Source organism: Streptomyces venezuelae, from assembly GCF_008642355.1.
Taxonomy (GTDB): domain Bacteria; phylum Actinomycetota; class Actinomycetes; order Streptomycetales; family Streptomycetaceae; genus Streptomyces; species Streptomyces venezuelae_B.
Genome location: NZ_CP029193.1, coordinates 6,461,946 through 6,477,013, shown reverse-complemented (window position 1 = coordinate 6,477,013; position 15,068 = coordinate 6,461,946). Strand labels below are relative to the sequence as shown.

Here is a 15,068-nt window from a genome sequence, read left to right as displayed (position 1 = left end):
TGTTCGGCGTCGGCCGTTACTTGGCGTCCGCCGCGGCCGACTCCGCCTTCTTCTGCAGGTCGCCGAGGACCTGCTTCGGGTCGTCGGAGACGGCCTTGCCGCCGGTCTTCTTCATCTCGGCGGAGACGACGTCCCAGCTGGTGTCGCCGAGCGGGTAGAACTTGGCGTTCGGCAGCACCTGGAAGAAGGGCTCCAGGTCCTTGTGCTTGCCGCTGTCGGTCATCTGCTTGAGGGCGTCCTTGGTGACCGGCATGAGGTTGTACATCTCGTCGAACGCCAGCATCTTCTTGGAGTACGTGAAGTCCAGGAACTTCTTCACGCCCTCCTTCTCCGCGCCGCCGTCCTTGAACGCCATCATCCAGTCGGCGACGCCGAGAGTGCTGTCGAGCGGTCCGGTCTTGCCGGGGATGGGCGCGACTCCGTAGTCGACCTTGCCCTCCTTGGCCATCTGGATGAGGCTCGGGTGGCCGTTGAGCATGCCGACCTTGCCCGCCGCGAAGTCCGCGAAGGCGGTCTTGCGGTCGGTGGAGGCCGGGTTGGGGTAGGTCAGGCCGGGCTTGACCAGGTTGGTCTTGAGCCACTCGAAGGTCTCGACGTTCTTGGCGCTGTCGAGGGTGTACTTGCCGTCGGCGTCGGTGTAGCCGCCGCCGTTGCCGAGCTCCCACATCATCGTCTCGCCCTGGGTCTCCTCGGGGCCGAGGGGCAGGGCGTAGGGGGTGTCGGCGGCCTTCTTGTCCTTGATCTTCTTCGCGGCGTCGGCGAGTTCGTCCCAGGTCTTGGGCGGGTTCTTCACGCCGGCCTTCTTGAGGACGGCCTTGTTGTAGAACATGACGCGGCTGGAGGAGACCCACGGGATGCCGTACTGGGTGCCGTCGACCTCGCCGGCCTTGGCGAAGGACGGGATGAGGTTGTCGCGGGTCTCGCGCGAGAGGACCTCGTCGGCCTTGTAGAGCAGGTCGTCGGCGACCTTGTCCGCGTAACCGCCGGTCTGGAGCAGGTCGGGCTCGTCGCCCGCCTGGATCATGTTCTTGACGGACTTGTCGATCTCGTTCCAGTTGATGACCTGGACGTCGACCTTGTAGCCCTTGTTGGCCGCCTCGAACTCCTTCTTGACCTCGGCCCAGTACACCTTGGAGGCGTTGGAGGCCTTGTCGCCGTAGTCGGCGGCGACGAGCTTGATCGTCTTGCTGTCGCCGCTGTCGCTGTCGCCGCCGCAGGCGGTAAGTCCCAGAGCCATGGCGAGCGTTGCCGCACCGGTGGCGACTATTCGGTTCCTCATGCTGTTTTCAACCCTTCGACATCGGTGTCGACTTGAGCGCTTCCAGTCGCCCCCCGCGGCGCCGTCGCGCCGACATTACTCACGCCCGGATTCGCCTCGACAGGCCTAGACCACTTTCGTGGCCAACTCGAAATCACCTTCCTCACCAGGTCACTTGATGGCCCCGGCGGTCAGACCGGCCTGTACCTGTCGCTGGAAGACGGCGTAGACGACGAGCACCGGGAGCATGGCGATCGCCAGGCCCGCGAAGAGGGCGCCCCAGTCGCCCCGGTACCCCTGCGAGACCGCCAGCGAGGCGAGCCCCTGCGGCAGTACGTAGCTCTTCTCGTCCTCGTTGTTGAGCAGCAGCGGCAGCAGGTACTGGTTCCACTGGCCGAGGAAGTTGAAGATCCCGATGCTGACGAGGCCGGGCTTGGCCATCGGCAGCATGATCTGGAAGAACGTACGGGTGTGGGAGGCCCCGTCGACCATCGCCGCCTCCTGCACGCCGGTCGGCAGCGTGCGGAAGAAGGAGGTCAGGAAGAAGGTGGTGAAGGGCAGTGAGTACGCGATGTACGCGATCATCAGCCCCGGCCGGGTGTCGAGGAGCCCGAAGTTCTCCATCACGGCGAACAGCGGCACCAGGGCGAGGATGACGGGGAACATCATGCCGCCCGCGAACAGCATGAAGATGACGCGGTTGCCGGGGAAGGTGAAGCGGGCGATGACGTAGGCCGCCATCGAGCCGAGCAGCATGGTGCCGGTCAGCGAACCGGCGAGGATGATCAGCGAGTTGAGTGTGTACTGCCCGATGTTGGCCTTGTTCCACGCGTTGGAGAAGTTCTCCCAGTGGAAGGAGGCGGGCCAGCCCATCGGGTCGCTGAGGATCTCGGCGGAGGGCCGGAACGCGGTGAGGGCGACCCAGATCAGCGGTCCGGCGGCGAGGACGACCCAGAGGATCAGGAAGGCGTGCGAGAAGACGTTGAGGGCGCCGCCCGTCTCCTTCTCGCGGCGGACCGCGGAGGAGGAGACCTTCTGCGGCTGAGGCTGCGGCTGAGGGGCGGTGGTGGTGGTCGTGGTCATGATGCAGTGACTCCCGCGGTCTCAGGGGCGGTCTCAGTATTCGATCCGGTCGCGGTTCCCGACCCGCATGACGATCAGTGAGAACGCCATGCTGAGGAGGAGAAGGACGACGCCGATGGCGGTGGCGTAGCCGTACTGGCCGTCCCTGAACCGCTCGTAGAGGAAGACCGGGGTCACCTTCAGGACGTGCGGCGGCACCATGACGAGGCAGATCGCGAAGGTGTCGAGCGCCTGGATGCCCATGTAGATCCAGCCGGTGCGCACCGTGTCCCAGATCAGCGGCAGGGTGACGTTGAAGAAGGTGCGGGCGCGGCCCGCGCCGTCGAGGAGCGCGGCTTCGTAGATGTCCTTGGGGATGGCGCCCATGGCCGCGGAGAACAGCACCACGTAGAAGCCGATGAAGCTCCAGCTGATGACGGTGAGCAGGGAGATGAGACCGAGGGTCTCGTCGCCGCCGAGCCAGGCGGGCCCGTCGACGCCGACCTTGTCGAGGCCGCCGTTGATGAGACCGCTGTTGGTGTTGAAGACGCGTCCCCACACCACCGCGATGATGGCGACGGAGAGGACCTGCGGGAAGAAGTAGACGACCTTGTAGACCGAGGAGCCCGCGACGCCCGCGATGGCGCGTCCCCTGCGGTGCCGTCCGCCCGAGGTGATCATGTAGGCGAAGAACATGCCGAGGACGAGGGTGAGGACGGGCGCGATGACCAGCAGCAGGACGCTCACCTCGAGCGAGTCCCAGAACCGGTCGTCGTTCCACATCTTCTCGTAGTTGTCGAACCCGACGAAGTTCGCGACGGGCCCGCCGGACCAGTCGGTGAACGAGTAGTAGATCGCCTGGAGGAAGGGCGAGATCACGAACAGCGCGTAGAAGGCGAGCGGCACGGCGAGGAAGCCCACGATGAAGCGGTACTTGTCGAGCGTGCGGTAGCGCCGGTCGTAGCGGACGCGTTCGGGGGTGAAGCGGGGCGGCAGCAGCGCCGCCACGACGAACAGCAGCAGGCTCGGCGGGCCCGGTGGGGGCTTGCGTTCGGCCTGCTTCTTCGGAGGTGGCGTCCGGTCCACCCGGGTGTCGGTCTTCACGCTGATCAGCCCCGCCCGCTCTTTCCCATGCCTACACGTGCTCGGTTACGTGCCGGTGTCCGGGGTCGGCGACAGCGGACCCCGGACCGTCTGGACGTCGACGTCCGTCAGGCCGTGTCTCAGGCCTTCTTGACCTTGGTGATGTCGGGGTCCTTCATGATCCGGTCGGAGGCCTTCTGCATGGTGTCCATCGCCTGCTTGGGCCCGATCTGGCCCTGCATGAACTTGTGGATCATGTTGTTGAAGTCCTCGCGGAACAGCTCGTTGTACCAGTCCATGAACTGGGGGATGACGATGTTGTCCCCGGCCGCCTTGATCGCCGCCTGGGCGCTCGCCGTGCCCGAGGGCAGCTGCTGTCCGTCGATGGCGCCCTTGACGACCGGCATGGAGCCGATCTCCTTGAAGAGGTTGAGCGCGGCTTCCTTGCTGTACATCATCCGCAGCCACTCCAGGCCGCCCTGCCGGTTCTTGGCCTTGGCCGGGACGATGAACGGCTCGCCGGCGGGTGAGTAGAGCGTGCCGAACGGCATCTTGTCGCCGGAGTCGAGCGACGGGGTCGCGCCGACCGTCATCGCGAAGTCCTCGGGCGTGGTGTCCTTGGCCTCGTTCTCCACCCAGGAACCGTTGGGCACGAAGAGGCACTTGCCCTCCTTCGTCCAAGCGGTCTGCATCTCGGTGTGGGCCTCGGTGCCGTCGAAGCCGGTGAGCACGTACTTCTTGGCGACGAGCTCCTCCCAGGCCTCAAAGACCTCCTTGACCGCCTCGTGCTTCCAGGCGTTCGGCTCCAGGTAGTCCATGGCCGTGGTGACGTCGCGGCCCCCGCGCTGGGCGAACATCGCGTACATGCTGAAGAACATGTAGCGCGGGTGGCCACCGGGGTAGCTCCAGCCGTGGATGCCCTTGGCCTTGGCCTTCTTGCAGACGGCGAGCATCTCGTCCCAGGTCTTGGGGTACGAGGAGTCGAGCCCGTCCTCAAGGAGCTTCTTCGAGTACCAGTTCCCGTACACGGTGAGCGCGATGTTGAGCTGATAGCACTCGCGGCCACCGAAGCGGCCCATCTGCTCCACGACGGGTACGAGGGTCTCGCGCACGGTGACGTTCGGGTCGTCCCACGACGGCGCGTCGAGCACCTCGCTGAGGTCGGCGACCTGCTTGTTGTGGACGAGTTTGCCGGGGTTCATCTGGTCGGCGCCGGAGTTGTTGACGACATCCGCGGTGGGCTTGCCGCGGACGATCTTCGGCTGGACCTGGGTGGCGATCTTCTCGGTGGGCTTCTGCTCCGGGTCGGCCTCGGGGTACTTCTTGGCGTACATGTCCGTGACGAACTGGGCGTACTTGTCCCCGTACCCGCCGTTGAAGATGTAGACGGTGAGTCCGGCGTCTTCCTTCACACCGAGCGGGTTCTTCTTGCTCTTCTCGCCCTTTTCGGCCTTGTTCTCGTCGCCGCCCCCGCTGGCGCACGAGCTGAGCGCTCCCACGGCCGGCACGGCGAGCAGTCCGGCTGCCGCTGCCCTTTTCATGACATCACGACGGTTGACGCTGGTGGATCCCATGCTCAAGTCCTCGCCTTCTCCAGGACTCAGGCGGTGAACCGGACCCTCCCCGGCACCGCGGTGGTGTGAAGCTGGGCTCGTGCGCCGGGTTCTCGGACGGGAAAAGGCAGTTGACGTTCGACGCGCCCCCGCCCCCACACCCCCGGGCCTGCGGCCGGGTCGGACGGCCGGGCAGACGCGGACAGGTATAGTCCACTCGCGGCCGGGTGGGCAAGATCGAATACGACTTTGGACTGCAGCCTTGTCCGAGTTGAGACCTGCGACGATCCCGGGTGGGGACCCGTGTCGATCCCCTGTGGCGACCCGTGCCGGCCCCCGGTCGGAGCCGACGCCGATCCCCGTCCGAACCTCTCGCACATCACCGCCGGAACCCGTGGACTTTCGCGCCGGTTTCCATGGACTTTCCCTCGGGTCACCCGAGTGGGGGGAGGGGCGGGGGCCGCCGGGCGGCGTGGTTAGGGTCGGGCCATGGACACCACGGAGACCGCTGCCCGCCGCCCGGCGGAGGAGCGCACGCGCGACACGCTGGACCGGCTCGCCGCCGAGCGGGACATATGGGTGGCGACGGCACACCCGGAGCACGGGCCGCACCAGGTGCCGCTGTGGTTCCTGTGGGACGGGCGAGCGGTGTGGATCTGCACCGGGGCGACGTCCGCCACGGCGCGCAACGTGCGTGCGGAGCCGCGCGTACGCCTGTCCCTGCCGGACACCTTCGACGTCGTGCTCCTCCAGGGGGAGGCGGAGTGCTTCCCCGACCGGGAGGTGCCCGACGCGGCGGCGCAGGCGTTCGCCGACAAGTTCGGCTGGGACCCGCGGGGCGAGGAGAGCCCCTACCTCTACATACGCGTGACGCCGCGGACCGTACGCGCCTGGCGCGGCGAGCCGGAGCTGCGCGGGAGGGTCGTCATGCGCGAGGGGAAGTGGCTGGCACCGACTCCGTGAGGCCGGTCGGCACACACGCTCTACAGTGTGCCGATGCAGCCCGCCCCACCACCGCCGCACATACCGGCGAATGAACTCCGCCCCGGCCGTCACTGGTACGTCACCGCTGCCGTGATCGCCGTCGTGCTGACCGTGCTGGGCATCGGCATAGGCGTGTACCGGTTCACCGGCGCGCTCGACGCGGTGGACACGGGCAGCCGGTTCGCCGACGGGGACACGGTCACGCTGCGGCTCGACGCGGACAGCGACAAGGCCATCTGGATCAAGGACCGGGGTCCGTCCCCCGCCCAGAAGTGCACCATCTCCGGTCCGGGCGACCCGCGCCTCACCGACCCGGGAATCGATGTGTTCCTCACCCGCGACGAGACGTGGAACCCGCTCCGCACGATCGAGGTGTCGCGGCCGGGCGACCACGAGATCACCTGCACGTCCGAAGGCCCCTCCCTGTACGCCATCGGGGACCGCGGAGGGTACGTCACGCTGGCGGTCGGCGTGATCGCGGCCGTCGCCCTCCCGGCCCTCGGCATCCTCATCGGCACGACCGTCGTCGCCGTCACCGCCTTCCGCCGCCACGCCCACCGCGGTCGGCTGCTCGCCGAACGGCGGGTCTGCTCCGGCGGTGAGGACGCCCACCGCCCGGAAGCCGACCGAGTTCCGAAACCGGTGGGCTCCGGCTCCGGCTCCGGCTAGCCGAGGAGCGCCCTCCGGATGATGCGGGCCACTTGACCGCGCGCCTTTGTGACCGAGTTCCCGGAGGCGGGGTGAGAGACCGTCAGGGACGGCTGCGGTGGGCAGCGCCGCGAGGGCACGGAACCGCTCCGCCGACAGGGACCGCACCGCCGGATCGCCGCACCGTTCGCCGATCCGCCCGTAGATGCATCCCAGGACGGGGTCCTCACCTCCGGCCGCAGCTTGTCGACCATGTCGCGGTGGAGCACCGGGTCCGGCCAGGGAACGACACCGCGCCCCGGCGCCCCGAAGGTCGGCGGCGCCGTCGGGTTCGTCCAGGATCAGCCGCGGCTTCCCGGCACTCCCCCACCCGCGAGCGGGGATCGCCACCAGCAGGCCACCGGCCGGGCGCGCGCTCAACTCGTCACCGTTCACCTCTACACCATCGGGCCCCTTGCCAACAGCCTTGACACCACTGTCCCCTTGCGGCCCTACTAGACCTTGCGCAGCGACCGTGACAACGTTGTCCAACTGGCAAGGAGGGGCCCGGGGATGCCGCATTCGGCACGTAGTACGACAAGCAACTCGGCACGCGATTCGGCACGCAGACCTCGTCTCAGACACCACCGCCCGCCCGGCCAAGGGCCCCGCACAGCCGTGGCCGCCGGAACGCTCGCGATCGCGCTCGTCGTGGCGGCGCAGGGGGCCGCCGTCGCCGGGCCCGAGCGGGCGCCCCGCGCCGACCGGGAGTTCTCCTCGTCGTTCGAGGACGGTCAGGCCCCGCCGGACTGGCTGAGCACCGTCGAGACGGGGCCCGACGGGAAGAAGAAGTCCGCAGGGGTGAACGGCGAGTTCAGCTCCGGGCTGCCCGGGAGCGTGAACGACCACGTCACCGAGGTGCGGGCCAGCGGGGAGAACGCCGGGTCCGGTGAGGTCGCCGCGAACCTCGTCGACGGCGAGGCGACCAGCAAATGGCTGACGTTCGCGAAGGACGGCTGGGTCGAGTTCGACCTGGACGAGCCCGCGAAGGTCGTGACGTACGCGCTGACGTCCGCCAACGACCACGCCGAGCGCGACCCGAAGGACTGGACCCTGAAGGGTTCCACCGACGGCAAGACGTGGACCGTCCTCGACGAGCGGAAGGGGGAGGCCTTCGACGGGCGGCACAAGACGAAGAAGTACGACTTCGCCGAGCCCGACGACGCGAAGGCCTACTCCCACTTCCGCCTGGACGTCACCGCCAACAACGGCGCCTCCGACGCCCTCCAACTCGCCGACGTGCAGCTGTCCGTCGGCGGTACGCAGGCTCCCGGGCCCGAGGACATGCTGAGCCTGGTCGACCGCGGCCCCAGCGGCTCCCCCACCGCGAAGGCCCGCGCCGGGTTCACCGGAAAGCACGCGCTGCGTTACGCGGGCAGCCACAAGGCGGACGGCCGCGGCTACTCGTACAACAAGGTCTTCGACGTCGACGTGAAGGTCGAGCGGGACACCGAGCTCGGGTACCGCGTCTTCCCCTCCATGGCCGAGGGCGATCTCGACTACGCCGCCACCAACGTCTCCGTCGATCTCGCGTTCACCGACGGCACGTATCTGAGCGACCTGAAGGCCGTCGACCAGCACGGGTTCCCGCTGACGCCGCAGGGGCAGGGCAAGTCGAAGGTCCTCTACGTCAATCAGTGGAACAACGTCGCGTCGCGCATCGGGCAGGTCGCGCGCGGCAAGACCGTCGACCGCGTCCTCGTCGCGTACGACGCCCCGAAGGGGCCCGCGAAGTTCCGGGGCTGGGTCGATGACGTGTCCCTGAAGCAGAAGGCTCCGGAGAAGCCGAAGGCGCATCTCTCGGACTACGCCGACACGCGGCGCGGCACCAACTCCAGTGGTGGCTTCTCGCGCGGCAACAACTTCCCCGCCACCGCGGTCCCGCACGGCTTCAACTTCTGGACACCGGTGACCAACGCGGGCTCCCTGAGCTGGCTGTACGACTACGCGCGCGGCAACAACGACGACAATCTGCCGACGATGCAGGCGTTCAGCGCGAGCCACGAGCCGAGCCCGTGGATGGGCGACCGGCAGACGTTCCAGATGATGCCGTCCGTCGCCAAGGACACGCCGAGCGCGTCCCGCACCAAGCGGGCGCTGCCGTTCCGGCACGAGAAGGAGACGGCGCGCCCGCACTACTACGGCGTGACGTTCGAGAACGGCCTGAAGGCCGAGATGGCACCGACCGACCACGCGGCGATGATGCGGTTCACCTATCCCGGTGACGACGCGAGCGTCATCTTCGACAACGTGTCGGACAAGGGCGGCCTGACCCTCGACAAGGAGAAGGGCATCGTCTCCGGCTTCTCGGACGTCAAGTCGGGTCTGTCGGCGGGTGCCACGCGGCTCTTCGTCTACGGCACCTTCGACGCCCCCGTCACCGCGGGCGGCAAGCTGGAGGGCGGCGGTGGCGGTGACGTCACCGGCTATCTGCGCTTCGAGCCGGGCAAGGACCGCACGGTCACCCTGCGGCTCGCGACCTCCCTCATCAGCCTGGACCAGGCGAAGGCGAACCTCGCCGACGAGATACCGCCGGGCACGTCGTTCGACCGTGTGAAGAACCGCGCGCAGAAGCAGTGGGACGACATCCTCGGCAAGGTGGAGGTCGAGGGCGCGAGCGAGGGGCAGCGCACGACGCTGTACTCCTCCCTCTACCGGCTCTACCTCTACCCCAACTCGGGCTTCGAGAAGGTGCGGGGCGACAGCGGCAGGGCCACGTACAAGTACGCCTCGCCGTTCTCGCCGCAGACCGGTCCGGACACGCCGACCCACACGGGCGCGAAGATCGTCGAGGGCAAGCCGTACGTGAACAACGGCTTCTGGGACACGTACCGCACGACGTGGCCCGCGTACTCGCTCCTCTCCCCGAAGAAGGCGGGTGAGCTGGTCGACGGGTTCGTGCAGCACTACAAGGACGGTGGCTGGACCTCGCGCTGGTCGTCGCCGGGCGCGGCGGACCTGATGACGGGCACGTCGTCCGACGTGGCGTTCGCCGACGCGTACACCAAGGGCGTGAAGTTCGACGCGGAGGCCGCGTATGACGCCGCGTTGAAGAACGCGACGGTCGTCCCGCCGACGTCGGGCGTCGGCCGCAAGGGCATGAAGACGTCGCCGTTCCTCGGCTACACGCCGAGCGAGACCCACGAGGGCCTGTCATGGGCTCTGGAGGGCTACCTCAATGACTACGGGATCTCCCGCATGGGAGCGGCCCTCTACAAGAAGACGGGCAAGAAGCACTACAAGGAGGAGTCCGAGTACTTCCTCAACCGTGCCCGTGACTACGTGAACCTCTTCGACCCCGAGGCGGCGGGCGCGGGCACCGACCCCGGCTTCTTCCAGGGCAAGGACACCAAGGGCGTCTGGCGCGTGCCGTCGGAGAAGTTCGACCCGCGCGTGTGGGGCCACGATTACACGGAGACCAACGCCTGGGGGTACGCCTTCACGGCGCCGCAGGACTCGCGCGGCCTGGCGAACCTGTACGGAGGCCGCAAGGGTCTCGGCGAGAAGCTCGACACGTACTTCGCCACTCCGGAGACCGGGTCCGCCGAGTTCGCGGGCTCCTACGGAGGCGTCATCCACGAGATGACGGAGGCGCGCGACGTACGCATGGGGATGTACGGCCACTCCAACCAGGTCGCGCACCACGCCGCGTACATGTACGACGCGGCCGGGCAGCCGTGGAAGACGCAGGAGAAGGTCCGCGAGGTCCTCTCCCGCCTCTACACGGGCAGCGAGATCGGGCAGGGATACCACGGCGACGAGGACAACGGCGAGCAGTCGGGCTGGTACCTCTTCTCGTCGCTGGGCTTCTACCCCCTGGTGATGGGCAGCGGTGAGTACGCCATCGGGTCGCCGCAGTTCACGAAGATGACGCTGCACCTCGACAACGGCCGTGACCTGGTCGTGAAGGCGCCGAGGAACAGCGCGAAGAACGTGTACGTGCAGGGGCTGAAGGTCAACGGCAAGGCGTGGAGGTCGACCGCTCTCCCGCACGACGTCGTCGCCCGCGGCGGTGTCCTGGAGTTCGACATGGGTCCGAAGCCGTCCGCGTGGGGCAGCGGCAGGAACGCGCAGCCGGCGTCGATCACGCAGGACGACAAGGTCCCTTCGCCGAGGAAGGACGCCCTCAAGGGTGAGGGCGCGCTCTTCGACGACTCGTCGGCGACGGAGACGGCCTCGGACGCGGCGGTGACCCTGCCGGTGGCCGGGAAGACGAAGGCCGTCCAGTACACGCTGACGTCCGGCGCCGACAGGGCGAAGGCGCCGCGCGGCTGGGTGCTCCAGGGCTCCGCCGACGGCAAGAAGTGGCGGGACCTGGACAAGCGTTCGTCCGAGTCCTTCGCCTGGGACCAGCAGACCCGGGCCTTCACGATCGCCCACCCGGGCACGTACGGGCACTACCGCCTCGTCCCGAAGGGCGGGACCGGGTCGGCGACGCTGGCGGAGGTGGAGCTGCTCGGCTGACCGCGCGCGTCGGGCCCGTCTGCCCCACCTGTCCCCGGTCAGGTGAGGTGGGCGGGCCCGCCCACCTCACGAAACACCGCTCGAACACCGGTCGTACAGCCCCCGTATCCTCGTCCCATGCCCGATCACTCGCCCTTGATCCAGAGCCTGCGCACAGCCGTCGCGGGCGCTCCCGACGACGTGCCGTTGCGGCTGCATCTCGCGGAACTCCTCATCGCGGGCGGGCATCACGACGAGGCGGTCGCCGAAGCCGCCGTCGCCCTTCAGCACGCGCCGGGCGACCCGCAGGCACGGGAGTTGATGGCTCGGGCGATGGGGGTGCCGCCGCAAGCTCCCGAAGTGTCGGCGCAGGCTCCCGAAGTGTCGGCGCAGGTTCCCGAGGGCCCTCCGTCCCCCGCCGGGTTCAACTGGAAGGCGGCCGAGGATCAGGTCGGTGACGTCGTCCCGCCCCGCTTCGTCGAGACACCGAAAGCGGCTGAGGCCCCGCAGACCGCCGACGGGGCCGGCGACCCCGGCGACGCCTCCGCCTGGGAGGTGGAGGCCCCCCACGGCGTGCGGCTCGCCGACGTCGGCGGCATGCAGGACGTCAAGGACCGCCTGGAGGCCGCGTTCCTCGCGCCCCTGCGCAACCCCGAGCTCCGCAAGCTGTACGGCAAGAGCCTGCGCGGCGGACTCCTCCTGTACGGCCCGCCCGGCTGCGGCAAGACCTTCATAGCCCGTGCGGTCGCCGGTGAGCTCGGCGCCAACTTCCTCTCCATATCCATCAACGACGTGCTCGACATGTGGATGGGCAACTCCGAACGCAACATGCACGAGGTCTTCGAGACGGCCCGCCGCCAGGCCCCCTGCGTCCTCTTCCTCGACGAGCTGGACGCCCTCGGCGCCAAGCGCAGCCGCACCGCGCACAGCGGCATGCGCAACACCGTCAACCAGCTCCTCACCGAGCTCGACGGCATCGACGCGGGCGCCAACGAGGGCGTGTTCGTGCTGGCCGCCACCAACGTCCCCTGGGACGTGGACAACGCGCTGCGCCGCCCCGGACGGCTCGACCGTACGATCCTCGTCCTGCCGCCCGACGCACCCGCCCGCGAGGCCATCCTCCGCTACCACCTCCGCGACCGTCCCATCGCCAACATCGACCTGCGGAAACTCACGAAAGCCACGGACGGCCTGTCCGGCGCCGACCTCGCCCACCTCTGCGAGGCCGCCGCCGAACGCGCCCTGCTCGACTCCGCGCGCACCGGCACCGTCCGCATGATCGGCATGCAGGACCTGACGGAGGCGGCCGCCACCATCTCGCCGTCCAGCGACCCGTGGTTCGCCTCCGCCCGCAACGTGGCGATGTTCGCCAACGAGGGCGGCATGTACGACGACCTGGTCACCTACCTCAAGAAGAAGCGGAAGCTGTGAGCGCCGGCACTGTGCACCCCGCCGTGGAGCGGGCCGACGGGCTCATCGAGCTCAAGCGGTACGACGAGGCCGAGGCGGTGCTCGGGCAGCGCCTCGCCGAGGACCCCGACGACATCCGGGCCTGGACGAAACTCGCCCTCTGCTACGTCCGTTCCGGCCAGCACGAGAAGGCCCTGACGGCGACCGACCGCGCCCTCGCCATCGACCCCGAGGACGTCGGCGGCCTCATCATGCGCGCCCACGCCCTGCGCGGCGTCGGCGGCACGCGTTGGCAGGAGTCGGAGGGCGTACTGCGCGAAGCGATACGCCTCGCGCCCGACTACTGGTACACGTACGCCCTCCTCGCCGACATCGTCTGGCGCATCCGCCTCGTCCGCATCGGCCAGGCGGGCGGCGGCCGGATCACCTCCGAACAGATGCAGGGCCCCCTCCACGAAGCGGGCGACATCGCCATGGAGGCGCTGCGCCTCGGTCCCGAAGAGGTCTACGCGCACGAGGTCGCCTGGCAGATCGCCGACCTGGCGAGCAACAGCACGGTCGCCGACCAGCTGGACCACGCGATCCTCCGCCTCGACCCGAACCATCCCTACGCGCTCGCCCGCCAGACCCGTAAAGCGGCGTCCGCGCCCGGGGTCAAGCCCCGCGAGGCCGCCACGCTGTACGCGGACGCGTTGGCCGCCGCACCGGACTCCCGCCCGATGCAGGACGGCCTCGACGACGCGTCGTACCGCATGCTGCGCGGCATCCGCTGGATCGCCCTGCTCTGCCTCGGTGTCATCGCGGCCTCCGGCCTCGACCTCTTCCCCACCGACGGCGAGACCCCCCGCGAACTCCCCGTCTCACTCGGCCAGCGCCTCTGGTTCCTCGTCCCGATGTCCGCGCTCTGGGCGGTCGGCGCGCTGCTCAGGTACCGGCGGCTGCGCGCGGGCGTCCGCATCAACATCCGCTCCCTGATCCGCCGCCGTGTGTGGCCCCGCATCGTCCTCGCCCAGGCCGCCTGGACCATGCTCTGCACGCTGCTCCTGGCGGAGATCCCGTGGACCGAACGGACGGTGCCGCAGGCGCTGTTCTGGGCGGGGCTCGTCCCGACCCTCGCCACGGTCTGGTTCGACCGCAAGAAGACGACCTGACGGGATCTGGGGTGGCGACGCGAGGACGAACTCGCACCAGACCGTCTTCCCCGGGGCCTGTTCCTCGACCCCCCACTTGTCCGCAGGCGCCGCCACGAGCAGGAGCCCGCGCCCGGACTCCCCCGTCCTCCCGCTCATCCAGGTCGAGCCTCGGCCGCGCGCTGCCACTGTCGTGCACGCCCACCCGGATCGCGTCGCCCACGCGGTCCACGTACAGCCGGAATCCCCGGCCGGGCGGGACGCCGTGCAGCAGCGCGTTGGTCGCCAGCTCGCTCACGCAGAGCGTGATGTCTTCGGCGCGCTCGCCCTCGATCCCCCAGTCGCCGAGCGCGGCGGCGGCGAAGGCGCGGGCTGCGGGGACGGAGTGGCGATCTCGCCGGTAGAAGATGGACCTGGCGGTGCGGTTGGACGACTTCCTCGGCACGAAGCGGACGCTGCAGACGGCGGTGGACAACATGCCGGAGGTGGACCTCGTCCCGAGGTGGGCGGAGGAGTATCTGGACTGCGAGCGGGAGGCCATTGCAATCTCCGTGTACGACAGTTTGGCCGTACACGGACAGTTGCAGACGGAGGAGTACGCGCGGGCAGTGTTTCGCAGTCGCGTCCCGGTTCACGACGAGGATGAGATCGAGCAATACGTCGCGAGCCGCTTGGAACGCCAGACGATCCTGCACCGCAAGGTGCCGCCGACGACCAGCTTCGTGATCGGGACTGGACGGGCCCTTTGTCCTGCTGGAGACCCCTGAGCATCAGCGGCTTGCCTACACCGCAACCCAACGTGGTAGCCAGCTGATCGCAGATCCACATCCGCGACTCCAAGAACCTGGACGGGACGGACGACAGGTCGACGTCGTCGTCGGCACTCCGTTGTACGTGGCGATGGCGGACGGGACGCGGCGGACGCCCTTCTGGACCGCGTTGACCGGCCGGAGGCCCATCCGAAACGGCTGCACCCGCACGCGCTCTCGACCCTCGCGGAGTTACGGGACCGCCGCGCCCGGCCCCTGATCCCGGAGGGAGCACGGCGCGGGACGTGGGACAGGAACTGGTCACGGCGCTCGCCGAGTGCGCGGGGCCCGCAGCGGCGGAAGCACTGGCGGTACTGGTCACCTCACCGGAGACCGAGGAAGTCCACGTCTCCGCGACCGAGGCCCTGGCCGCCCGCCACTCCCCCGACTCCGTCACACCGTTGGCGTCGGTGCTCACCAGCGCCCGCACCACCCGCACCTTCCGCCGACACGGCATCGCCCTGGGCGGCCTCGCGGCGCTGGACACGGACGAGGCCGACGCGCACGTCCTCACGTACTGCCGGACGAAGGGCCTGGCGACCGAGGAGGCACGAGCGGCCGTCCGCACCATCGCGGACCGCAGGAGCGCTCGCTCGGCCTGACCGGTCGGCCGGAAAGCGCTCCGTCTACGGGCCCACCCCTAAGGGGG

The 15,068-nt window shown here is 69.0% G+C and carries 11 protein-coding genes and 2 pseudogenes; 8 read left to right on the top strand and 5 right to left on the bottom strand.

Annotated features, from left to right (window positions below; genetic code table 11):
• Positions 1-16 precede the first annotated feature (16 nt).
• From DEJ47_RS29715 to ngcE, 4 genes are all read right to left on the bottom strand, one after another.
• Positions 17-1,279 carry an extracellular solute-binding protein gene (locus DEJ47_RS29715; protein WP_223828547.1) on the bottom strand — a complete coding sequence of 421 codons (1,263 nt, stop codon included), beginning with the start codon at positions 1,277-1,279 and terminating at the stop codon, positions 17-19.
• 150 nt (positions 1,280-1,429) lie between these two features.
• Positions 1,430-2,341, bottom strand: coding sequence for a carbohydrate ABC transporter permease (locus DEJ47_RS29710; RefSeq protein ID WP_150173377.1), 912 nt, complete (start codon positions 2,339-2,341; stop codon positions 1,430-1,432).
• A 33-nt stretch (positions 2,342-2,374) separates the two neighbouring features.
• On the bottom strand, positions 2,375-3,316 hold the full coding sequence (locus tag DEJ47_RS29705; protein ID WP_223828756.1) for a carbohydrate ABC transporter permease: 942 nt from the start codon (positions 3,314-3,316) through the stop codon (positions 2,375-2,377).
• A 227-nt stretch (positions 3,317-3,543) separates the two neighbouring features.
• Positions 3,544-4,977 carry an N-acetylglucosamine/diacetylchitobiose ABC transporter substrate-binding protein gene (ngcE, locus tag DEJ47_RS29700; RefSeq protein WP_150173375.1) on the bottom strand — a complete coding sequence of 478 codons (1,434 nt, stop codon included), beginning with the start codon at positions 4,975-4,977 and terminating at the stop codon, positions 3,544-3,546.
• A gap of 468 nt (positions 4,978-5,445) precedes the next feature.
• On the opposite strand from ngcE, the gene DEJ47_RS29695 reads away from it, so the two are divergent.
• From DEJ47_RS29695 to DEJ47_RS29675, 5 genes are all read left to right on the top strand, one after another.
• Complete coding sequence (locus DEJ47_RS29695; RefSeq protein ID WP_150173374.1) at positions 5,446-5,919, top strand: pyridoxamine 5'-phosphate oxidase family protein; 474 nt, start codon at positions 5,446-5,448, stop codon at positions 5,917-5,919.
• 33 nt (positions 5,920-5,952) lie between these two features.
• Positions 5,953-6,609: a hypothetical protein gene (locus DEJ47_RS29690; RefSeq protein ID WP_150173372.1), complete on the top strand. Its 657-nt coding sequence runs from the start codon at positions 5,953-5,955 to the stop codon at positions 6,607-6,609.
• Positions 6,610-7,140: 531 nt separating this feature from the next.
• Positions 7,141-11,091 (top strand): GH92 family glycosyl hydrolase, encoded by a 3,951-nt coding sequence (locus tag DEJ47_RS29685; protein WP_150173370.1) that lies wholly within the window; start codon positions 7,141-7,143, stop codon positions 11,089-11,091.
• Between the two features lie 117 nt (positions 11,092-11,208).
• Positions 11,209-12,501: a tetratricopeptide repeat protein gene (locus tag DEJ47_RS29680; RefSeq protein WP_150173368.1), complete on the top strand. Its 1,293-nt coding sequence runs from the start codon at positions 11,209-11,211 to the stop codon at positions 12,499-12,501.
• Entirely contained in the window at positions 12,498-13,631 is a 1,134-nt protein-coding gene (locus DEJ47_RS29675; RefSeq protein WP_223828545.1) for a tetratricopeptide repeat protein, read from the top strand. Before DEJ47_RS29680 ends, DEJ47_RS29675 begins: the two co-directional genes overlap by 4 nt.
• A 27-nt stretch (positions 13,632-13,658) precedes the next feature.
• Here DEJ47_RS29675 and DEJ47_RS29670 read toward each other — a convergent pair.
• A pseudogene (locus DEJ47_RS29670) lies at positions 13,659-14,055 on the bottom strand (ATP-binding protein); the annotation flags it as partial.
• On the opposite strand from DEJ47_RS29670, the pseudogene DEJ47_RS29665 reads away from it, so the two are divergent.
• The 3 genes and pseudogenes from DEJ47_RS29665 to DEJ47_RS29660 form a co-directional block, all read left to right on the top strand.
• A pseudogene (locus tag DEJ47_RS29665) lies at positions 14,015-14,435 on the top strand (Scr1 family TA system antitoxin-like transcriptional regulator); the annotation flags it as partial. The pseudogenes DEJ47_RS29670 and DEJ47_RS29665 sit on opposite strands and share 41 nt — an antisense overlap.
• The gene (locus DEJ47_RS37700) at positions 14,421-14,639 is read left to right on the top strand and encodes a DUF7019 family protein (protein WP_398337108.1); all 219 of its coding nucleotides are present in this window, start codon (positions 14,421-14,423) and stop codon (positions 14,637-14,639) included. The pseudogene DEJ47_RS29665 and the gene DEJ47_RS37700, both read left to right, overlap by 15 nt.
• Before the next feature lie 25 nt (positions 14,640-14,664).
• On the top strand, positions 14,665-15,021 hold the full coding sequence (locus DEJ47_RS29660; protein WP_150173364.1) for a hypothetical protein: 357 nt from the start codon (positions 14,665-14,667) through the stop codon (positions 15,019-15,021).
• Positions 15,022-15,068 lie beyond the last annotated feature (47 nt).

Excerpts from the sequence above, each read along its gene's own strand:
- DEJ47_RS29715 (WP_223828547.1), bottom strand. The coding sequence starts at position 1,279 with ATGAGGAACCGAATAGTCGCCACCGGTGCGGCAACGCTCGCCATGGCT.
- DEJ47_RS29710 (WP_150173377.1), bottom strand. The coding sequence starts at position 2,341 with ATGACCACGACCACCACCACCGCCCCTCAGCCGCAGCCTCAGCCGCAG.
- ngcE (WP_150173375.1), bottom strand. The coding sequence starts at position 4,977 with ATGGGATCCACCAGCGTCAACCGTCGTGATGTCATGAAAAGGGCAGCG.
- DEJ47_RS29695 (WP_150173374.1), top strand. The coding sequence starts at position 5,446 with ATGGACACCACGGAGACCGCTGCCCGCCGCCCGGCGGAGGAGCGCACG.
- DEJ47_RS29690 (WP_150173372.1), top strand. The coding sequence starts at position 5,953 with ATGCAGCCCGCCCCACCACCGCCGCACATACCGGCGAATGAACTCCGC.
- DEJ47_RS29685 (WP_150173370.1), top strand. The coding sequence starts at position 7,141 with ATGCCGCATTCGGCACGTAGTACGACAAGCAACTCGGCACGCGATTCG.
- DEJ47_RS29680 (WP_150173368.1), top strand. The coding sequence starts at position 11,209 with ATGCCCGATCACTCGCCCTTGATCCAGAGCCTGCGCACAGCCGTCGCG.